We start from the raw sequence: 20,738 nt of genomic DNA on the forward strand, positions 1-20,738 counted from the left end.
TGACGTGAATGTGAGCAAGCGACACGGCAGCTACGGGTTCGACGCGCCCTGGGCGCCGCCCGGTCTGGTCCTCGGCGCGATCGTGCTGGCGGGCCTGGCGGCGGTCTCCTTCGCGCTCGACATCCTCGCCGCCGGTCTCGCGTTCCTGTTCGGCGCGCTCTACACGCTGGCCAGCGCGGCGAGCTACCTCTACACGACGCGGCGCGGCAAGTTCGCGGTCTGGGCGGCGGAGCTCCAGCGGCTGCGCGGCGACGAGCGGCTGCTCGACCTGGGCTGCGGCAGGGGAGCGGTGCTGCTGCTCGCGGCAGGGCTGCTGGGCAAGGGCCGGGCGACCGGCGTCGACCTGGGCCGCACCGAGTCGGTGACCAGGGCGAACGCCGAGGCGGAAGGGGTCTCGGACCGGGTGGAGCTGGTCACCGGTGACCTGCGGGACCTGCCGTTCGGCGACGAGGCGTTCGACGTGGTGGTGTCGAGCCAGGCCCTGCACGATCTCCGCGCCGCCGAGGGGCGCGAGCAGGCCGTGCGGGAGGCGTACCGGGTGCTGCGGCCGGGCGGGCTGATGCTGATCGCCGACTTCCGGCACACCCCCGCCTACGAGGAGACGCTGCGCCGGCTCGGCGTGGTGGACGTGCGGCGGCGGGACGCGGGCTGGCGGTTCTGGTACGGCGGCCCCTGGTTCGCCACCTGGATCCTGGAGGCCAGAAAGCCCGCCGGGTAGCGGGTTGTAAGCGTTTGCCCGCCGCTCGCCGGGTATCCGAAGGAGCCTATGAGCGACGTGGAAACCGGCACCGTCACCACCAAGGTGCCCGCGCGGCTGGACCGGCTCCCGTGGTCACGCTGGCACTGGATGATCGTCATCGGGCTCGGCACCGTCTGGATCCTCGACGGGCTCGAGGTCACCATCGTCGGGAACCTGTCGGCGCAGCTCGCCAAGCCGGGCAGCGGCCTGGACATCACCCAGGCGCAGGTCGCCGGTGTGGCCGCGGCGCTCTACGTGGCCGGAGCCTGCTCGGGGGCGCTGTTCTTCGGCTGGCTGACCGACCGGTTCGGCAGGAAGAAGCTGTTCATCATCACGCTGGTCGTGTACCTGGTGGCGACGCTGCTGACCGCGTTCTCGTTCAGCGCGTGGTGGTTCTTCCTGTTCAGGTTCATGACCGGGTTCGGGATCGGCGGCGAGTACGCCGCCATCAACTCCGCCATCGACGAGCTCATCCCGAGCCGGCACCGGGGGCGCATCGACATCATCATCAACGGCAGCTACTGGCTCGGCGCGGCGGGCGGCGCGCTGCTGACCGTGCCGCTGCTGAACGATCTGCCGGTCAACATCGGCTGGCGGGTCGCGTTCGGCCTGGGCGTGGTGCTGGGCCTGGCCATCCTCCTCGTACGGCGGCACGTGCCGGAGAGCCCGCGCTGGCTGTTCATCCACGGCAGGGACCGCGAGGCCGAGCGGCTGGTGGACGACATCGAGGACCAGGTCGGCAGGGACCGCCTGGCGGAGCCCGAGCAGTCGATCACCATTCACCAGCGCAAGTCGATCGGGTTCGTCCGGATCGCGCACACGATGGTGGCCCTCTACCCCAAGCGCACGGTGCTGGGGCTCTCGCTCTTCATCGGGCAGGCGTTCCTCTACAACGCGATCACCTTCGGGTACGCGCAGATCCTGTCCACGTTCTTCCAGATCGACACGCACACGGGCTACTACTTCGCCGTCATCGCGATCGGGAACTTCCTCGGCCCCCTGCTGCTCGGCCACCTCTTCGACACCGTGGGCAGGATCCCCATGATCTCGGCCACGTACATCGGGTCCGGGCTGCTCCTGCTGGGCACGGCCTGGCTGTTCAACCAGGGCCTGCTCACCGCGGTCACGCTGACCGCGTGCTGGTCGGTCGTGCTGTTCGTGGCCTCGGCCGGGGCCAGCTCGGCCTATCTGACGGTCAGCGAGATCTTCCCGATGGAGACCCGGGCGATGGCCATCGCGTTCTTCTTCGCGATCGGCACGGCGGCAGGCGGCATCGCGGGGCCGCTGGTGTTCTCCTCGCTGGTGGAGAGCGGGGTGCCAGGGGACACGGCGCTCGCGTTCAGCATCGGCGCGATCATCATGATCGTGGCCGGGCTGGTCGAGCTGATCCTCGGGGTCAAGGCCGAGCGCAAGGGACTGGAGGCCATCGCGGCCCCGCTCTCCACCGCGAGCAGTGCCTCATGAGAGGGGCCGCCACATGACGGGGAACACCCGCGGGCTGTCGGACAGGTACAGGTGTGGCACGTCCACGAACACCCGCATCGGTCCCCGTTCCACCTCCAGTTTCGCGGCCATCGCCGCGTGCACGTCGGCGAGCGGCAGGTAGTTGAGGTAGCTGGTGTAGGCGTTCTGGGAGCGGAAGGTCGCCGTCATGACGAGCGCGCGTTCCCTGACCCGGAACGCCAGCCCGACCAGGCACGGCACCGCGTCATACCCCTCGCCGGGCGCGGTCAGCGAGATCCACGCGCTCTTGCTGTACGGCTTGACCCGCAGCAGGTCCGCCGCCCATCCGAGCTGGCCGCCGATCCTCGCCCCGTAGCTGTACTTGAACGGCGGCACCACCGTCTGCTCGCTGAACTTCCTGCGGTAGAGCGCCAGCCGGTCCGTGTCGCCGTACCGCGCGATGATCGGGTCGTCCCCGCTGACCCGCGCGATCTCGAACAACACGGACGGCGCCTCGATGACCGGACCCCGATCGTCGTCGGCGAGAGTGCCCGCCGACCATACATGGCGCATCAATCTGATCCACGCCTCCCCACACGACGCCCATTCTGCTGGGCCGGGCATTTATCCCTCCATATTGGAAATGCGGTACGGGTTGCGAGGAAGCCGGCGCCGTCTGCTGACGTTGCAGCGGACGTAGTAGACGCCGTAGTGCACCAGCGCGACGAGCAGGATGCCGGTCACGAGCAGGAGCAGGTTCGGCTCCTGCCCGCTGAGGCCGGTGACGCCGACGGTCAGGTAGGTCGAGTTGACCGTGGCGAGCACCATGACGTTGACACCCGGCCAGGCGAGCGGTGCGTAGGTCTCGGGGAAGCGCGGATCGACCGGCAGGTTAGGGCTCCAGTCGAGGTCGTCCCTGAGTTTCGTGGAGTACAGCAGCCGGAAGTTGTTGATCGCGCGGGCGGTGCGGGCGTGCGCGTTGACGGCCTCGATGAGGCGCAGGTACGGCAGCACGCTCAGCACGCCGAACGCGACGACCAGGGCGAACAGGTACCACGGCACGGCCTGCCACCTGGTGAGGCTCTGCGGGTCGACCACCTTGGCGCTGGCCAGCGCGATGGCGGCGAAGAACGGCCCCGACAGCAGGCTCAGGGAGAGCCTGGTCATCTTCAGCCGCTCCTCCTTGGCGGCGAGGTGGACGGCGTAGACACCGTTGAAGTCCACCGCGGCAAGCTGGAGGAACTGGCTCGGCGCCAGGTCGTCCTCCTGGACCATGCGCTGGGGGCTCTTCCTCATGAGCGCGCTCCTGGTTGCTGTAGCTCCAGTATGAGCGCATTTTTCGGGAATGGGCCGAGATTCCTACCAATTGTTCCAACAAATCTCAACTCACCGAAGTCAGGTGAGTCAAGCGCTCCGCATGGTCGATGTACGCCGACGGGAGACCGTACAGCAGGCCGGCCATCTCGCGGTCGTGGATCACCGGCAGGGCGGCCACCGCGTCGGCCGCCAGGCCCCGGCAGTACGCGATCGTCTCGGCCGTCATGCGGCTCGCCCGCACCCTGCGCAGCACCTCCGCCACCTGCTCGTCGGTGATGCCTCTGCCGGGCAGCTCGCCCAGGTCGAGGCCCGACATGAGCAGGGGCAGGCTGTAGACGCCCTGCCGCAGGTCGTTCCCCGCCGGCTTGCCGAGCTGCTCGCTGGTGGCGGTCAGGTCCAGCAGGTCGTCCAGCACCTGGAAGATCAGGCCGAACTTCTCCCCGTACGTCGCCATCCGCGCCCTGTCCTCGGCCGGCGCGTGCGCGCACACCGCCGCCATCAGGCAACCCGCCCGGAAGAGCGCGGCCGTCTTGCCGGTGATGGATCTCAGGGCGCTCTCCCGCGTACGCGCCGCGTCGAACAGGGTGGCGGTCTCCAGGAACTGGCCCTCCGCCAGCTCCACCACCGTCGCCGCCAGCACCTCCGCCACCGGCCTCGACACGTGCGTGATCGCCGCCAGCCCGGCCCTGGCCAGCATGAAGTCCCCGATCACCAGCGCCTTGCCGTCGCCCAGCTCGGCGTTGAGCGTCCTGGCGCCCCGGCGTTCCGTGGCCCCGTCCATCAGGTCGTCGTGCACCAGCGAGCCGGCGTGGACGAGCTCGACGCAGGCGGCGGCCGTGATCACGCGGCGGTCGGGGGTCTTGCCGAGGGCGAGCGAGGTGGCCAGCGTCATGGCCGGACGCAGGCGCTTGCCGCCCGCCGAGACGACGCGTCCGGCGCCCGCGTTGATGGCGGGCAGCGCGGACGAGCCGCTCAGCCGCCGGATCCTGGCTTCCACCTTGGCCAGCCCGGCGGCGATGGCCGGGTTGCGCAGTAGTTGATCCATGCCGTCCAGCCTGCGTCCCGGCCGCTGTGCCGCACCTGAGAAACGCTGAGGGGTCTCTCAGCGTGCCCTTCGGCGGGTGCGGACATTCACCGCCGTTCGGGCTCCCGGTGCTCGGGTGAGCTCGCACCGGCCGTCCGCGCACTGCCGTCGTAACCGGCCCAGCGAGACGGTCTGCACCAGGCCGATCGCCCAGCACGTCGGGCAGCCGCGCAGGGCGAGCAGGCCGAGCGGGGCGAGCACCAGGCTCACCAGGCCGAACACCGGGATCAGCGCCACCGAGCCGATCAGCGCGCCGAACCCGGCCACGCCGCGCAGCAGGTGCCGCGGCAGGGACGCGCTCGCGAAGCTCCGGCCCTCAGCCATCCTGGCCTCCCGGGGATGCGCTCTCCAGCGAGCGGTGCACCGCCGCGCGGGCGCGGTGCAGCCGCGACTTCATGGCCGCGACGCTGAGGCCCAGCGCCCCGGCCACCATCCGGCCGCTCAGCCCCTGGATGTCGCGCATGATCAGCACGTTCCGCTGGTCGGCGGGGAGCGCGGCGACGGCCGCCGCCACCCTGTCGGCCTCCAGCCGCCGGATGACCTCGTCCTCGGCCGACCGCTCCCGCGTCTCGCCGGCCAGAGCGGACGGCTGCCGCAGCGACAGGCGGGCCCGGCGCAGGCACTCGTTGCGCACGATGCGGAACATCCACGACGCCAGCGCGCCCGTGGCCCGCAACGTGCCGATCTTCCGGTACAGGATGATCAGTGCCTCCTGCGCGGCGTCCTCCGCGTCCTCGGGCGTGGCGCACAACGTGCGGGCGAAGCGGCGTACGTGCGGATGCGAGCCGGACACCAGCGCGGAGATCGACTCGACGTCGCCCCGCTGCGCCGCGACGATCAGCCGCTCGCCCGGCCAGGCGGTCTCACCCACGCGAACGCCCCCTCCTGCGCAGCGCCACGACGCAGGCGCAGACGAGCACGGCCGCGACGGCGACGGCGGCGACGATGGCGGTAACTGACACGACAACCTCCCTGTGTTCCGATTCAGCACTTATGAGAGGCGCCCACCGTCGCGGAGGATTCGCCTGAGGGGATCCTTGATTTCAGTGAACTATCCCTGAGGAGTGCATCGCGTGACCGCATCATCCGGCCAGGTCCTCTACGTCGTCGTCAGCGCCGCGGAAACGGCGGCCGAGGTCGGCCGGCTCGTCACCCTGGCCCAGGCCGAGGGGTGGGTCGTGCAGCTCGTGGCCACCCCGTCCGCGCTGGACTTCATCGACGCGGCCGAGCTGGAACGCCAGACGGGACGGCCCGTACGCACCCGCTACCGCAAGCCGCACGAGCCGAAACCGCCCAGGGCCGACGCCATGATCGTGGCGCCCGCCACGTTCAACACGATCAACAAGTTCGCCCAGGGCATCACCGACACCTACGCCCTGGGAGTGCTGGCGGAGGCGCCCGGGCTGGGCATCCCGGTGGTCGTGCTGCCGTTCGTCAACGACGCGCTGGCCTCGCGGACGCCGTATCGCCGCAGTATCGAGGACCTGCGTGCCGACGGGGTCCGGGTGGTGCTGGACCCGGGGGACGACCCGTGGGCGCGGGCGCTGGCGGAGCTGGGCGTCAGGCCGTCCAGGCGGCGATGAGGTCCTCGGGGCGCCAGAGCCCGTCCAGGGAAAGGCCGGGCTCCGCGCCCGCCCTCGATGCGGCGATTTTCGGCGTGTCGAGGGCGGCCCCCGGTACGAAGGGGGCGTCGCGGACGAGTTCGTCGTAGTCGTGGCGGTCGAACGGGCGGTTGTCGAGCCACTCGATCGATCCCACGAAGTAGATGTGCCCGGCGACCGGCCCCTTGGCAAGCGCTCGCAGCGCCTCGTTCCAGTCCTGCGGGCGGGTGCCACGAACCAGCTCGGCGCCGGGGAGAGCGGCGCAGGCGACGGCTTGCACGAAATCATGGCGCTCGGCGGCGGGGGCACGGCCACGGGAGGCCTGGAAGACAACATACGGAAGCCCCGAGCGATCGCAGAACTCCTGGACCAGGCGGGATTTTCCGACGCGCCGCTCAGCTCAACATAGTGGGGCGCTTACTAAGACTCTTTCTTACTTAGATCCAGTCTTACTTGGCCCGGTTGCGTCTGACACCGTGTGAGGCCCTATGCCAGGATGTGCCGACTTCGGAGGAGGTACATCGTGGGAATGGCCGAGCGGGTCGATGCGGTCCTGCGCGGGGGCGAGGCGCCTCACGTGCACGGGCTCGTGGTGGTGCGCGGCGGGGAGGTCGTGCTGGAGCGGTACGGCGCCGGCGACGATCACGCGCTGAACGTGCCGCTCGGGCACGTGGAGTTCGACCGGGACACGCTGCACGACCTCAGGTCCGTGTCCAAGAGCGTGGTGGCCCTCGTGTACGGCATCGCGCTGGGCGAGGGGCTGGTGCCGGAGCCGGGGGCGCCGCTGATGCGGCAGTTCCCCGAGTACGGGATCCAGGGGCGGGAACATCTCACCATCGAGCACGCCCTGACCATGACCCTCGGGCTGGAGTGGGACGAGCAGCTGCCCTACACCGACCCCGCCAACAGCGAGATCGCGATGGAGCTCGCGCCCGACCGGCACCGGTACGTGCTGGAGCGGCCTGTCGTGGAGGAGGCGGGCAAGCGGTGGCACTACTGCGGCGGCGCCACGGCGCTGATCGGCGAGCTCATCACGCGGGGCACCGGGCGGACGCTGGCGGAGTACGCGGCGGCCAGGCTGTTCGAGCCGCTGGGTTTCCCGGCCCACGAGTGGTCCATGGGGGACGACGGGGTCACGAGGGCGGCGTCCGGGCTGCGGCTGCGGCCGGTCGATCTGGCCGCCGTCGGGCAGCTCGTGCTCGACGGCGGCCGGGGCATCGTGCCCGGCGACTGGATCGAGGAGATGTTGCGGCCCCGCGTGGTGATGGAGGGTGGCGGCAGCTACGGCTACCAGTGGTACCTCGGGAACGGCGAGCGGCGGCGGGCCGAGGGGATCGGGAACGGCGGGCAGCGGCTCGTCGTGGTGCCGGACGAGGGGCTGGTCGTGGCGGTGACGGCCGGCGAGTACGACAAGGGGATCGGCAGCTCGCAGGCCGTGCTGGACGCCGTACTCGCGGGCTGAATGCTGGGGGGTGAGCAGGACGCGGGCCACGTGGGCCGTGCTCAGGGGGTGAGCAGGACGCGGCCCGTCACCGTTCGGCTCTCCAGGAGGCGGTGGGCGTCGGCGGCCCGCTCCAGGGGGAGCGTGCGGGCGACGTGTGCCTCGCTGCGGCCCGAGGCGAGCCTGGCCAGCATCTCGGGGTAGTGCGTGCCGAAGACCTGCGCGGCCCAGGCGGGGCCGCTGCAGCCGGTCACGGTCACGCCTCGGGTCATCAGGTCGGCGGCGGTGACGGCGGCCTGCTCGCCGCTCAGCAGGCCGTAGTAGAGCATGCGGCCGGTGCCGGGGGTGAGGTGGCCGAGCACCTGCCCGGCCGATGCGCCGCCGATCGCCTCGAAGGCCACGTCCACGTCCGGCAGGCCGGCGGGCCAGCCGGGGGTGTTGTGGTCGAGCACGGTGTCCGCGCCCAGCTCGGCGGCCCGTTCGCGCTTGGCGGGCGTTCCCGCCGTGGCGATCACGTGGCCGGCGCCGAACTCCTTGGCGTGGCGCACCAGGTACGCCCCGACCGAGCTGGCGCCGGCCTCGACCAGCACCGTTCCCCCGCCGGACAGGGCCGCCTTGTGCAGCAGGGCGAGTGCCAGCGCGCCGGGGGCGGCTCCCGCCAGTGCCTGTTCGGGGGTCAGGCCGTCCGGCACCGGGCAGGCCATGGCGGCGGGGAGCAGCACGTACTCGGCGTACGCGCCGAGCCCGCCCGTCACCCCCACCAGCATGTTGCCGATCAGCTGCCCGGGCACGCCCTCGCCCACCTCGACGACCTCGCCCGCCACCTCCGCGCCGATCACGGCGGGCAGCGGCAGCGGGAACGGGAGCGCGCCCGCGCGGATCTGGGTCTCGGCGTAGCTGACGCCGATGGCGCGGGCACGGACCAGGATCTGCCCGGCTCCGGGTCGCGGGCGGGGGAGGTCGCTGAGCTGCAGGTTGTCCGGCTCTCCCGTGGCTGTCAGGACGATCGCGCGCATGGTTGCTCCCGATTAACTTGACCAATGGTCCACTTAATATATGGACCAGTGGTCAAGTTGTCCATGGGAAAGAATTGCCGGATGGAACGTCGAGAGCGGGCCGACGCCGCCCGCAACAGGCAGGCCATCCTGCGGGCGGCCGAGGAGCTGTTGCGGCGCCACCCGCCCGAGCAGGTCTCCGTCGAACGCGTCGCGGCGGCCGCCGGCGTGGGCAAGGGGACGGTCTTCCACCGGTTCGGCAGCCGGACCGGGCTCATGCGCGAGCTCATGGCCGAGCGGGCCCGCGAGCTGGAGCAGGCCGTGGCTGAGGGTCCGCCGCCGCTCGGGCCCGGCGCGGAGCCGGTGGAGCGGCTGGTCGCGTTCCTGACCCGGGTTGCCGAGCTGGGGGCGCGCAACGGGAACCTCATGGCGGCGCACGAGCACGCCATGGCGACCAGGAAGGGCGCCGCCGAGGAACGCAGGGAGAGCAACCCGATCTACGTGTCCTGGCATCGGCACGTGTCCGGGCTGATCGCCGAGGGGCGGCCCGGCGTGGACGCCGAGGAGATCGCCCACATGCTGCTCGGCACCCTGCACATGGAGCCGATCGCGAGCCAGCTGCGGGCGGGGGAGCACGAACGGCTGGCGGCGAGCTTCGCCGAACTGGTCAGAGCGCTGTTCAGCGCGGGAGGCCGCTGACCGCCGCAGTGGTGCTGTTCAGAGGTGGTGCTGTTCAGAGTGGGAGGTGGGTGACGGCCGTGCGGAAGGCCGTCACGGCCGCGGCGATCGCCGGGTGGCCGCCGTTCCCCCTCCTGAACGCCGCCAGCGTGCGGCGGCTCAGCGGCAGGCGGGTGAGCCGGACGCCGTGCGGCGGGTCGGTGGCCGCCAGGTGGGGGACGAGCGCGACGCCCTGGCCGGCCGCGGCGAAGGCGAGCACGGTGTCGAAGTCGTCGAGATGGTGCCGTACGACCGGCTCGAACCCCGCCGCCTGGCAGGCCCTGATCGCCATCGTGTGGCAGAGCGTGCCGGGCTTGTTGGTGATCCACGCGTCGCTCCTGGCGGCGGCGATCGAGGGCCGGTCCGTGAGGTACATCGGCTCGCTGAACAGCGGCTCCGTCTCGATCGACGCGTCGGTGACCGGCGGGACGAAGTCGTACTCGTGCACCAGCGCCACGTCCAGCTCCCCCGCGCGCAGCGCCGCCGAGACGTGCGCCGGGTCGATCTCGGCCACCATCGGCTCCAGCCCGGGGTGGGCGCCGGTCAGCCCGGCGAGGGCGGGCGGCAGCAGCACGCGGGCCGCCGTGGGGAACGCGCCGATCCGCAGCGGCCCCGACGGCCCGCCCCGGGCGGCGGCGAGCGCCGCCGAGGCGCGTTCGAGCTGCTCCAGCACGGCTTGGGCGTGCTCGACGAGCAGCAGCCCGGCGGATGTCAGCGTGACCGTGCGCCCCGTGCGTTCGAGCAGCGGCACGCCGGCCTCCCGTTCCAGCGCGCTGAGCTGCTGGGAGACGGCCGACGGCGTGAACGTGACCGCCTCGGCGACCGCGGCGATCGTGCCGCGCCTGGCGAGTTCGCGCAGGAGGTGCAGCTTGCGTGGGTCGAGCATAAGCTCAGCTTAAGCTCGAACGTAGAGATCCGCGCTGGTGCTAACGGGTTGCCGTCGGCCAAGCTCGAAGCATGCTGAGAGGAATCCACGTACCGCTGGTCACGCCGTTCGACGAGTCGGGCGAGGTGGCCGTGGACACGATCGAGAAGCTCGGCCGGCAGGTGCTGGACCAGGGCGCCGCCGGCCTGGTGGCCCTGGGCACCACCGGCGAGGTGGCGGCGCTCGACCCCGCGGAACGGGCGCGGGTGATCGAGGCGTGCGCGCGGCTATGCGCCGAGCGGCAGGCGCTGCTGACCGTCGGGGTGACCGGCGGCGACACCCGCTCCACGGCCAGGGCGCTGCGGGAGCTGCCGCCCACGGTGGGGGCGGCGCTGGTGACGGTCCCGTCCTTCCTGCGGCCCGGCGAGCGCGGGGTCGTCGCGCACTTCGCGGCGCTGGCCGAGGAGACGCCGGTACCGCTGGTGATCTACCACATCCCGTACCGGACCGGGCAGGCCGTCGGCGCCGCCACGCTGCGCGAGCTCGGCGCGCACCCGATGATCGCGGGGGTGAAGTACGCGGCCGGCGGCATCACCCAGGAGACGGTCGAGCTGCTCGCGGACCTGCCCGAGGGGTTCGAGGTGTTGTGCGGGGACGACGTGTTCGTCTCGCCGATGCTCGCGCTGGGGGCAGCGGGCGGCATCCTGGCCTCGGCGCACGTCGAGACCGGTGGCTTCGTGGAGCTGGCCGAGGCCTGGCACGCGGGGGACGTCGCCCGGGCCAGGCCGCTCGGGCACCGGCTGGCCCGGCTGTCCGCGTCGTTGTTCACCGAGCCGAACCCGACCGTGCTCAAGGGCGTGCTGCACGCCCGCGGCCTGATCCCCACTCCGGACGTACGCCTGCCGCTCGTGCCCGCCAGTGCCGAGGCGGTGTCGCGAGCCCTAGGCGGAAATATGGGGTGGACGTGAAGCCGGATCAGGGGATAACGTCTGCGACCGATATGGGTTCCCTGTGATTCTCGCGCCAGAGGCCGCACCCGCGTCGAGCTGACCGCTCCGCCGTGCCGCCTCGCACCGGTCATGTTCCGAGCCGAGAAGAGGGGGTGGGCCCTTTATGCGTACTGCTGCTGCCCAACTGGCATTCGCCGAGATCACCAAGCGTTACGACACCCGCGTCGTCCTGGACCGCGTGTCCTTCACCGTCAGACCCGGCGAGCGGATCGGGGTGATCGGGGACAACGGGGCGGGCAAGTCCACGCTGCTCAGGCTCATGGCGGGCGTCGAGCGGGCCGACAACGGCGAGGTCACGGTCGTCGCGCCCGGCGGGGTGGGTTACCTGCCGCAGTCCCTGGAGCTGCCGCGGCACGCGACGGTGGCGGACGTCATCGATTTGGCGCTGGCCGAGCTGCGCGAGCTGGAGGCGCGGATGCGGGCCGCCGAGCACGCGCTGGCAGAGCCCGCCGAGGACGCGCTGGCAGAGCCCGCCGAGGACGCGTTGGCGAGGTCCGCCGAGGACGCGCTGGCAGGGCTCGCCGAGGACGGGTCGGCAGGCTCCGCCGAGCGCGGGTCGGCCAGGCCGAACCCCGGAGCGGGCGTGGGGCGCGAAGGGCAGGCCGACGTGCCTGCGGCGGTCTACGCCCGGCTGGTGGCGGAGTTCGAGGCGCGCGGCGGTTACGAGGCCGACGTGCGGGTGGACGCCGCGCTGCACGGGCTCGGGCTGCCGGGGCTGGACCGGGCGCGCCCGGTCGGCACGCTGTCCGGCGGCGAACGTTCCCGCCTCGCCCTGGCCGCCACCCTGGCGGCCGACCCCGAGCTGCTGCTGCTCGACGAGCCGACCAACGACCTGGACGACCGGGCCGTGGCCTGGCTCGAACAGCGGCTGCGCGCCCACCGGGGCACCGTGGTGGCGATCACGCACGACCGGGTGTTCCTGGAACGGGTGACCGCCACGATCCTGGAGGTCGCCGAGGGGCACGTACGCCGTTACGGCGACGGGTACTCCGGCTACCTCGTGGCCAAGGCCGCGGAACGGGCGGCGCGGCTGCGGGCGTACGAGGAGTGGAAGCAGGAGCTGGCCCGGCACTCCGGGCTGGTCGCCGCGAACGCCGGACGCATGGCCGCCATCCCGCGCAAGATGGCCAAGGCGGGCATGGGCACCGGCGCCTGGCGGGCCCGCTCGCGCACGCACGGCGCGGCCGGGCGTGTCCGGCAGTCGCAGCAGCGCATGCGGTGGCTCACGGACAACCCCGCACCCCGGCCACCCGACCCGCTCCGCTTCACGCCCGCCTTCGCCGCGAACAAGGCGGACGGCGCGGTGGGCGGCACGATGGGCAGCGCGGTGAGTGGTGCGGTGGCCGTGCTTGACGGGGTGCGCGTGGGGAGTCGGCTGCGGCTGGACGCCCTCACCGTGCGCTCTGGCGAGCGGCTGCTCGTCACGGGCCCGAACGGCGCGGGCAAGACCACGCTCATACGCGTACTGGCCGGAGAGCTCCAGCCGGACGCGGGTACCGTCAGGCGAGCGGGCCGGATCGGCCACCTCAGGCAGGACGAGCCCGCCGGGCCGCCGGACCGGACCGTGCTGGCGGCCTACGCCGCCGGCCGGCCGGGCTCGCCCGACGAGCACGCGGACGCGCTGCTGGCCCTGGGCCTGTTCCGGCCCTCGGACCTGCGGCTGCGCCTGGGCGAGCTGTCGTACGGGCAGCGCCGCAGGATCGAGCTGGCCCGCCTGGTCAGCGAGCCCGTGGACCTGCTGCTGCTCGACGAGCCGACGAACCACCTGTCGCCGCAGCTCGTCGAGCAGCTGGAGGAGGCGCTGACCTCGTACGAGGGCGCGCTGGTGATCGTCACCCACGACCGGCGCATGCGTGCCGCCTTCACCGGCTCCCACCTGGAGCTGCACGCGGGCACAGCCGTGTGACCCCCGCTCCCACACCGGTGGGCGGGGGTCACACGCGAGCGCCTGCCAGTGGGGCCGGCGCGGCCACCCGCGAACGCTTGCCGGAGCACCCGCGCGGCCATGCGAGCGCCTGCCGTCCGGCAGCGGGTCAGCGGTCCGAGTCCCTGATGGCCGTGCCGACCTCGCTCACCCGGTCGGCCAGCAGCCCGATCGCGCCCACCGCCCGCACCATCGGGTCGTCCTCGGCCCCGCCCAGGGCCTTGGCCTTGAGATAGGCCGCCTTGACCGCCGCCCAGCGCTCCGCCTGGGCGGGGGTCAGGCGGCCGCGCAGCTCGGCGAGCTTGAGCAGGTTCGCCTCCGCGTCGGAGGTCAGGGTCTGCGCCTCGCCCAGGTAGTGGTCGTCGATCACCGCTTCCAGCTCGTCGTCGTTCATGGCGGGCACGATGCGCTCGGCCAGCTTGTTCATGTTCCGGTAGGAGCCCTGCAGCCGGTACGGGGGCTCCGTACGGGCCGCGTCGGACTGGGCGGCGGAGGCGATGTAGGCCCGGTTGTTGGCCAGCACCACCTCCTGCACCCGTACCAGCTTGGCCAGGACGCTGAGCACCTGGTCCAGCTCGGGCTTGGTGTAGGGGTGCTTGAGCTGGTCGGGGCGGACGGCCGGGTCGCCCTTCGCCAGCCGGACGAGCAGCTCCACGTCGGACCGGTCGCGGCCGGAGAGCGGCGCGAGCACGGGGTTGGAGGTGAGCGCGTTGTCCACGTAGCTCAGCGCGAACAGCTCCTCCTTGCCCGACAGCACGTCGCCCAGGTTCCACACGTCGGCGCGGTTGGCCAGCATGTCGGGGATGCGGAAGCGCTGCCCCGACTCCGTGTACGGGTTGCCCGCCATGCACACCGCGAACCGCTTGCCGCGCAGGTCGTACGTCCTGGTGCGGCCGTTCCACACGCCCTCGATGCGGCGCTGGGCGTCGCACAGCGAGATGAACTTCTGCAGCAGCTCCGGCGAGGTGTGCTGGATGTCGTCCAGGTAGAGCAGGGTGTTGTTGCCCGTCTCCAGCGCGAACGAGATCTTCTCCACCTCCTGCCTGGCGGTCGCGTCGGGCGCGTCGGCCGGGTCCAGCGAGGTGACCTCGTGGCCCAGCGCGGGGCCGTTGACCTTGACGAAGACCAGGCCGAGGCGGCTGGCGACGTACTCCATCAGCGTCGTCTTGCCGTAGCCGGGCGGCGAGATGAGCAGGAGCAGGCCCATCTGGTCGGTACGCTTGCCCGCCCCCGCCGCGCCGAGCTGCTTGGCCAGGTTGTCGCCGATCAGCGGCAGGTACACCTCGTCGAGCAGCCGGTTGCGTACGAAGGCGCTCATGACCTTCGGCCGGTACTCGTCCAGGCGCAGCCGGCGCCGCTCGGCCTCGACCAGCTCGTTCCTGCGGCGCTGGTAGGCGCGGTAGGCCGGGAGCCGTTCCCTGGCGAAGTGCCGGGTCCTGGGCAGGATCTCGTCGAGGCGGATCTCCAGCTTGCGGTCCTTGATCCTGGGGTGGGCGCCGAGGAGGCCGTCCACGGTCTCCTCGGTGGTGGCGCTGGAGTCGTGGCGGGGCAGGTGGTCGCAGAGCTGTACGGCCAGCGCCTCCGCCACCTCGGGCCCCTGGTGGTAGGCGGTGAGCCAGGCCTGGGCGAGCTGGACGCGCTCGGGCAGGGGCAGCGCCTTGAGATCGTCCTCGAACTCGCGCAGCTTGACCGGGCCGAGGGCGTGCCGGAAGCCGTCGAGGAGGTCGAGGGCCGCCTTGGCGGTGACGAAGCCGGTGGGCGTGGTGCCCAGCTCCTCGACGAGGTACTCCCCGGCGAGGTCCACCGCGGGCAGGCCCAGGCCCGGCAGGAACGCGGCGATCGACCTGTCCAGCTCGTCGGCGAGCGAGCCCAGGGCGGGCGTGATACCGAAGATCGTGCGGGCTCTGACCAGCGACGCGGCCCGGGCGGCCAATGTTTTACGTGAAACCTCGTCCGTCCCGAACGCCCAGAAGAGCTGGGCCGCGGCCCTGGTCGCGGCGGGGTAGCGCAGCAGCCCGGCCCCCTCCCGCAGCCGCACCAGCGTGTCCAGGAGGAGCGTGGCGTCGTGGTCGTGCACGCCGCGCTCGTACCCCTCGTCGTAGCGCTCCTCGGCGGCCCGGCGGACCAGCTCCTCCAGCGGCGTCCCCGCCGTCACCGAGTCGAGCAGCGAGACGGCCAGGTGCTCGCCCCGGTAGACGTCCGCGGTCTCGGAGACCAGCACCTGGTCCCAGAAGGGCCGGGTGTCGTCGAAGGAGGCGGGCACGGGCGCCCGGTAGTCGGTGCCGGTGATCGCGAAGTTCATCTGCCCGTCGTGCGGCACCAGCGTCAGATCGATCGGCTGGGTGTTGACGGCGAAGCGGTGGTGGCCCAGTCGCAGGGTCTCGCCGCCGTCGGAGAAGAGGTCGAGGCGGTCCCGCAGCGCCCGCCCGGCCTCCTGCTGGGCCGCCTTCACCCTGCCGTCGAGCTCCTCGGCCCGTACGGCGTCGCCCAGCCCCCGCAGGTCGGCGGCGGCGGAGCGGACCTTGGCCACCATCGGGTCGGTCGCGAAGTACGTGTTGACCTCGTCCAGCGAGGACAGCGTCCCCAGCCGCCTGGTGATGCTGCCGAGGATGCGCTCGGCGGAGGCGAAGACGCGGTCGGCGCGGCGGGCGAGGTCGTCGAGCTGGGTCTGCTTGCGGGCCGAGAACGCCTCGTAGACGTCGTCCCGCTTGGCGGCGAGCTGCGCGGCGAAGTCGTCGAACTCGCCGAAGCGGGACTCCAGGTTCTCGACCTGCAGCATCAGCCGCCCGAGCTGCTCGTCGCACTTCTCCGGCGTGTCGGCCATCGCCAGCGCGCCCGTGACGGCCTGCCCCAGCAGTGCGAACTCGGCGGCGAACGCGGCGCGCCCCTCCGAGCCGAGCAGCTCCCGCCGCCGCCCGTCGAGCACGGCCCTGGCCCGGTTCACGCCGCCCAGCACCTCGGCGATGCGGCCCAGGATCGAGGTGCGGACGGTGGCGTCGGCGATGTCCAGCGACCCGACGACCTCGGTGACCACCTCCAGCCCCTCGGCCTGCTCGGCCAGCCGGTCGGCGACGGGCTCGGCCTCGGCCACGGTGCCGATCGCGGCGGCCTCGGCGGCCAGCGCCTCGACGGCCGCGTGGTAGGCGGTGAACGCGTCCTGGCCCGACAGGAACGTCACCGCCCGCCTGCCCGCCGCATCCAGCTCCTCCCGCACGGACGCGGCCAGCGAGTCCAGGGAGGAGAGGTCGATGTAGCGGACCTCGCGCAGCGTCACCAGGTGCCCCTGGGCGCGGCGGAGCGTGGCCAGCAGGGTGACCCAGGCGTCGGCGGTGGCCGGGTCGTCGGCCCTGGCGCGGCGGACGAGCTGGGTGGTCTCCTCCGTGGCCGTGGCCAGGCTCTGCGCGGCCTGGCGGGTGAGCTGCTCGACGTTCTCGTACTCGTCGAGCACCTGCTCGGCGGTGGCGCGCACGTCGGCGAGCGGCCCGCGCAGCCCGTGCTCGCCGAGCCAGTGGTAGGAGTCGAACGCCCGCGTGCAGGCGGCGATCAGGCCCTCGAACGTGCCGGCCGACGGCGCCATCTCCTCGACCATGCGCGCCACGGACAGGCAGTCGGAGATGCCCCGGACGAGCTCGGCGTTGCCGATCCGCTCCAGCGGCCCCGTGCCGGTGGGCTGGGCGGCGGCGTAGGTGTCCGACACGTACGGCGTCTGCCACACCTGCATCGGGTGCACCCGGGTCGGCTCCTCGGAGGTGGCGCGGAAGACCACCATTGTGCCGTCGTCGAACAGCGAGTACCCGTGGCAGACGATGGGGGTGGCCACCTCCTTCCTGATCACGTTGTACGGCAGCAGCAGCGACCGCCCGTCGCCCCTGGCGTGGAAGACGTACAGGACGTCCTCGCCGTTGGGGGAGCGCACGACCCGCTCGAACTCCAGGTCCGTCACGTCCGTGTCGAACGTCTTGCTGACCCCCGTGGCCAGGTAGTAGCCGCCGGGGAAGATCAGCCCCTGGTCCTCGGGCAGCCGCTGGCAGGCCTGCCCGATGCCGTCGAGCCGGACGACCGCCCTGGTGCGGATGTTGAAGACCAGGTGCCGCCAGTCGCTCTCCTTGTACGGCCGGATCCGCATGAGGATCAGCGGCCCCACGCGGGCGTACTCGACGTCGGCGTCCGCCAGGCTCTGCAGCGGCTCGGCGACCGGCTCGGAGTAGATGCCGGCGCCGGTCTCCGTGTTGTCCTCGATCTTGATGGTGAGGTCGCCGCCGACGGTCTCGACGAAGACCTCGCCACCGATGGAGATGTGCGGGTGGCGGCCGAGCACGTGGTCGTCGCGGGTGGTGGGCGTCCACTCGAAGTCGTGGGACGGGGGGAACGTGTGGTCCCGCTCCCCGCGATTGTCCTGATATTTCGGGACCCCACCGTTGCTGACCGTCCAGCGCAGCACCCGCGTGTCCGCCGGCCCGGTCTGGAACACGGCCAGCAGCTTGCCCTCGACCCGCCGCAACTGCTGGAGCCTGGTCTCCTTGTAGTAGCGGTAGAGCTCGGCGAAGTCCTTCCTGAACGCCTGGTCGTCCAGCGCCTCCAGCTTGTCGGCGTCGAACCGGAAGGCGTCGCCGTCCCTGGAGAAGCGGTGCACGGCGAACACGTCCGCCACCGTCGTCTCCGGCTTGAGCCCGATGAAGACGTTGTAGCCGAAGAGCATCACGTCGCCCAGGGAGACGATGTCCCTGGGGACGCAGTTGTTCTCGGTCCTGATCCGCTCGGTGCCCAGCAGGCGCAGCTCCGCGCCGCCGAAGACGCGCAGCCGCTCCTGGTTGACCGCCTCGGCCGCCGCCGCGAGGGCCTTGGCCTGGGCCTGGAGGCGGTTGCGCAGGACCTCGTACGTCCCCGCCTCCAGCTCGGGCGTAACCACGGTCACTTGGCGCCGGCCAGGGCCGCCACCGGCGAGTCGGCCACGCCGAGCCTGCGGGCCGTCTCCAGCAGCTCACCGAGCGGCCCCGACTGCGGGCCGCCGTCCTGGATGAGCCGCATGAGCAGGGCGGACACGGTCAGGTTCTTCAGGTCCTCGGTGCTGACGCCGCCGACCACGCTCGCGAGGTCGGCCGCCAGGCTGGCCTGGCCGTTGACGTACGGCGAGACGATCGCCCCGGCGACCTGGGAGTGGTCCACGAAGCCGTCCACCACCTTGCCCGCGGTGATCGAGCCGACCACCTTGTCGAAGAACATCGTGTCGCCGCCGACGATGTCGATGTTGGCCTTGGCCAGCCCGGCCGCCAGCACGCTGGCCTGCGACTCGGCGACCTGGCGGCTGACGTCGATGTGCTTGAGCCTGATCTCCTTGTCGGCCTCCAGGCGCAGGCGGTACTCCTCGTGCGCCCTGCTGGCCTCGTCCAGCGCGGCCATCGCGGCCGCCTTCTGGGTCAGACCCTCGGCCTCGGCCTTGAGCTTCTCGCCCACGGCGGCGGCGCCGGCCAGGGCCATCGCCTGCTCGCCCTCGGCCTGCGCCTTGAGCCGGTCGCCCTCGACCAGCGCCATGGCCCTGGCCCCGTCGGCCTCGGCGGCCAGCTTCTCCTTCAGCACCAGCGCCTCGGCGCGGCCCACCTTCTCGATGGCCTCGGCGTCGCGCTCCTTGACCTGCACCTGCGCCAGGCCGGAGGCGGCGGACTCGGCCTGGACGCCCTCGGCCAGCCGCATCTTGGCCCTGGCCTCCAGCTCGGCGGCCTGCTGGCGCGCCTCGGCGAGCACCAGCTCCTCGCGGGCCTTGAACTTGGAGGCGGCCTCCGCAGCCTCGGCGGCCTTGATGTCCTTGACCAGGTTCTCCTGGGCCTCGGCCTCGGCGGCGATGATCACCTGCTGGCGGGTGCGCTCGGCCTCCTCGACCACGCGCAGCCGCTTGATCGACTCCTCCTGCTCGGCCACGGTCTTGTCGACCGCGATGCGCTCGCGGATGACCTCGGCGATCGACCGCTTCTCGGTCTCGACCTCCTTGTCCTTGGCGATGCGCGACAGCTCGGTCTCCCGCTCGCGGGCGATGACCTCCAGCAGCCGGTCCTTCTCGATGCGCTCGGACTCGATGGCGATCACGCGCTCGCGGTTCTTCTCGGCGACGGCGATCTCGCGGGCCCGGTTCTCGTTCTGGACGCCGAGCTGCTCGTCGGTCTTCATGTGCGCGGCCTGGGCACGCAGCCGCTCCTCGGCCTGGACGCGGGCGATCTCGGCCTCCTCGCGCGCCTTGACGGTCTCGATCTCGCGGCGCTGCTTGAGCTCGGCGTCGGCCTGGCGGCGCTCCAGCTCCAGGATGGCCTCGCGGGCGTCCACGTTCTGGCGGGTGATCTCCTTCTCCTCGTTGCGCTGGAACTCGTTCGTGCGCACGTGCTCGATCGCCGTCAGCTCGGTGATCTTGCGGATGCCCTGCGCGTCGAGGATGTTGCTCTTGTCGAGCTGGGCCAGCGCGGTCTGCTCCAGGTAGTCGATGGCGGCGTCCTCGAGGCTGTAGCCGTTGAGGTCGGTGCCGATCAGGCGGACGATCTCGTCACGGAACTCGTCGCGCTTGGTGTAGAGGTCGACGAAGTCGAGGTGCTTGCCGGCGGTCTTGAGCGCCTCGGAGAACTTCGCGTTGAACAGCTCCTGCAGCGTGGTCTCGTCGCTGGCGCGGGCGGTGCCGATGGCCTGGGCGACCTTGATGACATCCTCGGCGGTCTTGTTCACGCGGACGAAAAACGTGATCTTGATGTCGGCCCTGATGTTGTCCCGGCAGATGAGCCCCTCGCGGCCGGTCCGCTCGATCTCGATGGTCTTGACCGAGATGTCCATGATCTCGGCCTTGTGGACCACGGGCAGCACCACGGCGCCGGTGAACGTCACGTCGACCTTGTTCACCTTCGACACGATCAGTGCCTTGCCCTGCTCGACCTTGCGGAAAAGGCGGCCGATGACGATGACGAGACCGATCACGATGACCAGGATGACGGCCAGGAAAATTCCGAAGCCGGTGGAGATGACGTCCATCAGTGCCCACTTTCGTACGGCATGACCCAGAAGAATTCGCCGTCTTTGTCGTATTCGAAGATGAGTGCGTTGTCGCCGCGTGCGAGGCGGTCCTGGCCGGTCGTGCGGACCTGCACGACCGCGGACGAGCCGTCGGCGGCGGTGACCTCGGCCTGGCCGAAGTCCGGGGTGGCCGTGCCGGTGCGGATCACGCACATCTGGCCGACGAAGTCGCCGCGCGAGCGCGTGTCCCCGTCGGGGAACAGCCTGCGTAGCGGCGTGAGCAGGCCGCGTACGGCCAGCCAGGCCAGGGCCACCGCGGCGAAGGGCACGGCGATGAGCGCGCCGGCCGGCGCGAGCACGCTGCCGATCAGGCAGAGCAGCCAGGCCAGCGCGATGAGCAGCGACAGCGTGACCCCCGCCGGGACTCCCCCGAGGCCCAGCCACGTGGCGTCGTCATCCGCCTCGAAGAGGCCGGTGATGACGGTCAGCCAATAGACGGCGACCACCACGAGAAGGAAGCTGAAAATGACAGTCGGAAAGCTCAGTGCGATGGTGAAGAAGTCGGTCATCCCGCCTCGGTACTACAAGTCCCCCTGTGTGTCCTGTCGGACTATA

Annotated in this window: 18 protein-coding genes; 7 read left to right on the forward strand and 11 right to left on the reverse strand. The window is 71.7% G+C overall.

Going from position 1 to position 20,738, the window contains the following annotated elements; translation table 11 throughout:
* Nucleotides 1-10 precede the first annotated feature (10 nt).
* Together HD593_RS58555 and HD593_RS58560 are read left to right on the forward strand one after the other, a co-directional pair.
* Nucleotides 11-718: a class I SAM-dependent methyltransferase gene (locus tag HD593_RS58555; protein ID WP_185111422.1), complete on the forward strand. Its 708-nt coding sequence runs from the start codon at nt 11-13 to the stop codon at nt 716-718.
* Between the two features lie 48 nt (nt 719-766).
* Nucleotides 767-2,203 (forward strand): MFS transporter, encoded by a 1,437-nt coding sequence (locus HD593_RS58560; protein WP_185111423.1) that lies wholly within the window; start codon nt 767-769, stop codon nt 2,201-2,203.
* On the opposite strand, the gene HD593_RS58565 is transcribed toward HD593_RS58560, so the two are convergent.
* The 5 genes from HD593_RS58565 to HD593_RS58585 form a co-directional block, all read right to left on the reverse strand.
* A complete protein-coding gene (locus HD593_RS58565; RefSeq protein ID WP_185111424.1) occupies nt 2,198-2,755 on the reverse strand; it encodes a thymidylate synthase family protein in 558 nt (185 codons plus the stop codon). The genes HD593_RS58560 and HD593_RS58565 overlap by 6 nt on opposite strands.
* A 51-nt stretch (nt 2,756-2,806) precedes the next feature.
* Nucleotides 2,807-3,478, reverse strand: a complete 672-nt coding sequence (locus HD593_RS58570; protein ID WP_185111425.1) for a hypothetical protein — start codon at nt 3,476-3,478, stop codon at nt 2,807-2,809.
* An 85-nt stretch (nt 3,479-3,563) separates the two neighbouring features.
* Nucleotides 3,564-4,544 carry a polyprenyl synthetase family protein gene (locus HD593_RS58575; protein WP_185111426.1) on the reverse strand — a complete coding sequence of 327 codons (981 nt, stop codon included), beginning with the start codon at nt 4,542-4,544 and terminating at the stop codon, nt 3,564-3,566.
* Between the two features lie 57 nt (nt 4,545-4,601).
* On the reverse strand, nt 4,602-4,907 hold the full coding sequence (locus tag HD593_RS58580) for a hypothetical protein (RefSeq protein ID WP_185111427.1): 306 nt from the start codon (nt 4,905-4,907) through the stop codon (nt 4,602-4,604).
* Entirely contained in the window at nt 4,900-5,454 is a 555-nt protein-coding gene (locus HD593_RS58585) for an RNA polymerase sigma factor (RefSeq protein WP_185111428.1), read from the reverse strand. The genes HD593_RS58580 and HD593_RS58585 overlap by 8 nt, the downstream gene beginning before the upstream one ends.
* A 202-nt stretch (nt 5,455-5,656) precedes the next feature.
* Here HD593_RS58585 and HD593_RS58590 point away from each other — a divergent pair, with 202 nt between their 5' ends.
* Nucleotides 5,657-6,166 carry a flavoprotein gene (locus HD593_RS58590; protein ID WP_185111429.1) on the forward strand — a complete coding sequence of 170 codons (510 nt, stop codon included), beginning with the start codon at nt 5,657-5,659 and terminating at the stop codon, nt 6,164-6,166.
* On the opposite strand, the gene HD593_RS60865 is transcribed toward HD593_RS58590, so the two are convergent.
* Nucleotides 6,144-6,464, reverse strand: coding sequence for a hypothetical protein (locus HD593_RS60865; protein ID WP_221525473.1), 321 nt, complete (start codon nt 6,462-6,464; stop codon nt 6,144-6,146). The genes HD593_RS58590 and HD593_RS60865 overlap by 23 nt on opposite strands.
* Nucleotides 6,465-6,713: 249 nt before the next feature.
* On the opposite strand from HD593_RS60865, the gene HD593_RS58600 reads away from it, so the two are divergent.
* Nucleotides 6,714-7,646, forward strand: a complete 933-nt coding sequence (locus HD593_RS58600) for a serine hydrolase domain-containing protein (RefSeq protein WP_246549815.1) — start codon at nt 6,714-6,716, stop codon at nt 7,644-7,646.
* A 41-nt stretch (nt 7,647-7,687) separates the two neighbouring features.
* Here the strand turns inward: HD593_RS58600 and HD593_RS58605 are convergent, their stop codons facing one another.
* A complete protein-coding gene (locus tag HD593_RS58605) occupies nt 7,688-8,641 on the reverse strand; it encodes a quinone oxidoreductase family protein (protein WP_185111431.1) in 954 nt (317 codons plus the stop codon).
* Nucleotides 8,642-8,722: 81 nt separating this feature from the next.
* Between HD593_RS58605 and HD593_RS58610 the strand changes: the two genes are divergently transcribed.
* Nucleotides 8,723-9,319: a TetR/AcrR family transcriptional regulator gene (locus HD593_RS58610; RefSeq protein ID WP_185111432.1), complete on the forward strand. Its 597-nt coding sequence runs from the start codon at nt 8,723-8,725 to the stop codon at nt 9,317-9,319.
* Between the two features lie 34 nt (nt 9,320-9,353).
* Here HD593_RS58610 and HD593_RS58615 read toward each other — a convergent pair whose 3' ends face one another.
* Nucleotides 9,354-10,223 carry a LysR family transcriptional regulator gene (locus HD593_RS58615; protein WP_185111433.1) on the reverse strand — a complete coding sequence of 290 codons (870 nt, stop codon included), beginning with the start codon at nt 10,221-10,223 and terminating at the stop codon, nt 9,354-9,356.
* Nucleotides 10,224-10,294: 71 nt separating this feature from the next.
* On the opposite strand from HD593_RS58615, the gene HD593_RS58620 reads away from it, so the two are divergent.
* Both HD593_RS58620 and abc-f read left to right on the forward strand, forming a co-directional pair.
* Nucleotides 10,295-11,170 carry a dihydrodipicolinate synthase family protein gene (locus HD593_RS58620; RefSeq protein ID WP_185111434.1) on the forward strand — a complete coding sequence of 292 codons (876 nt, stop codon included), beginning with the start codon at nt 10,295-10,297 and terminating at the stop codon, nt 11,168-11,170.
* A gap of 145 nt (nt 11,171-11,315) precedes the next feature.
* The gene (gene abc-f / locus HD593_RS58625; protein ID WP_185111435.1) at nt 11,316-13,118 is read left to right on the forward strand and encodes a ribosomal protection-like ABC-F family protein; all 1,803 of its coding nucleotides are present in this window, start codon (nt 11,316-11,318) and stop codon (nt 13,116-13,118) included.
* Nucleotides 13,119-13,245: 127 nt separating this feature from the next.
* On the opposite strand, the gene HD593_RS58630 is transcribed toward abc-f, so the two are convergent.
* The 3 genes from HD593_RS58630 to HD593_RS58640 are packed head-to-tail and all read right to left on the reverse strand — an operon-like array spanning nt 13,246 to nt 20,692.
* Nucleotides 13,246-18,051 (reverse strand): DNA repair ATPase, encoded by a 4,806-nt coding sequence (locus HD593_RS58630; protein ID WP_185111436.1) that lies wholly within the window; start codon nt 18,049-18,051, stop codon nt 13,246-13,248.
* The gene (locus tag HD593_RS58635) at nt 18,048-20,141 is read right to left on the reverse strand and encodes a flotillin family protein (RefSeq protein WP_185111437.1); all 2,094 of its coding nucleotides are present in this window, start codon (nt 20,139-20,141) and stop codon (nt 18,048-18,050) included. Before HD593_RS58635 ends, HD593_RS58630 begins: the two co-directional genes overlap by 4 nt.
* Nucleotides 20,141-20,692 carry an OB-fold-containig protein gene (locus HD593_RS58640; protein ID WP_185111438.1) on the reverse strand — a complete coding sequence of 184 codons (552 nt, stop codon included), beginning with the start codon at nt 20,690-20,692 and terminating at the stop codon, nt 20,141-20,143. The genes HD593_RS58635 and HD593_RS58640 overlap by 1 nt, the downstream gene beginning before the upstream one ends.
* Nucleotides 20,693-20,738 lie beyond the last annotated feature (46 nt).

The organism is Nonomuraea rubra, from assembly GCF_014207985.1.
GTDB classification, from domain to species: Bacteria; Actinomycetota; Actinomycetes; order Streptosporangiales; family Streptosporangiaceae; genus Nonomuraea; species Nonomuraea rubra.

Excerpts from the sequence above, each read along its gene's own strand:
- HD593_RS58560 (WP_185111423.1), top strand. The coding sequence starts at position 767 with ATGAGCGACGTGGAAACCGGCACCGTCACCACCAAGGTGCCCGCGCGG.
- HD593_RS58565 (WP_185111424.1), bottom strand. The coding sequence starts at position 2,755 with ATGCGCCATGTATGGTCGGCGGGCACTCTCGCCGACGACGATCGGGGT.
- HD593_RS58570 (WP_185111425.1), bottom strand. The coding sequence starts at position 3,478 with ATGAGGAAGAGCCCCCAGCGCATGGTCCAGGAGGACGACCTGGCGCCG.
- HD593_RS58575 (WP_185111426.1), bottom strand. The coding sequence starts at position 4,544 with ATGGATCAACTACTGCGCAACCCGGCCATCGCCGCCGGGCTGGCCAAG.
- HD593_RS58580 (WP_185111427.1), bottom strand. The coding sequence starts at position 4,907 with ATGGCTGAGGGCCGGAGCTTCGCGAGCGCGTCCCTGCCGCGGCACCTG.
- HD593_RS58600 (WP_246549815.1), top strand. The coding sequence starts at position 6,714 with ATGGCCGAGCGGGTCGATGCGGTCCTGCGCGGGGGCGAGGCGCCTCAC.
- HD593_RS58605 (WP_185111431.1), bottom strand. The coding sequence starts at position 8,641 with ATGCGCGCGATCGTCCTGACAGCCACGGGAGAGCCGGACAACCTGCAG.
- HD593_RS58610 (WP_185111432.1), top strand. The coding sequence starts at position 8,723 with ATGGAACGTCGAGAGCGGGCCGACGCCGCCCGCAACAGGCAGGCCATC.
- HD593_RS58615 (WP_185111433.1), bottom strand. The coding sequence starts at position 10,223 with ATGCTCGACCCACGCAAGCTGCACCTCCTGCGCGAACTCGCCAGGCGC.
- HD593_RS58620 (WP_185111434.1), top strand. The coding sequence starts at position 10,295 with ATGCTGAGAGGAATCCACGTACCGCTGGTCACGCCGTTCGACGAGTCG.
- abc-f (WP_185111435.1), top strand. The coding sequence starts at position 11,316 with ATGCGTACTGCTGCTGCCCAACTGGCATTCGCCGAGATCACCAAGCGT.
- HD593_RS58635 (WP_185111437.1), bottom strand. The coding sequence starts at position 20,141 with ATGGACGTCATCTCCACCGGCTTCGGAATTTTCCTGGCCGTCATCCTG.
- HD593_RS58640 (WP_185111438.1), bottom strand. The coding sequence starts at position 20,692 with ATGACCGACTTCTTCACCATCGCACTGAGCTTTCCGACTGTCATTTTC.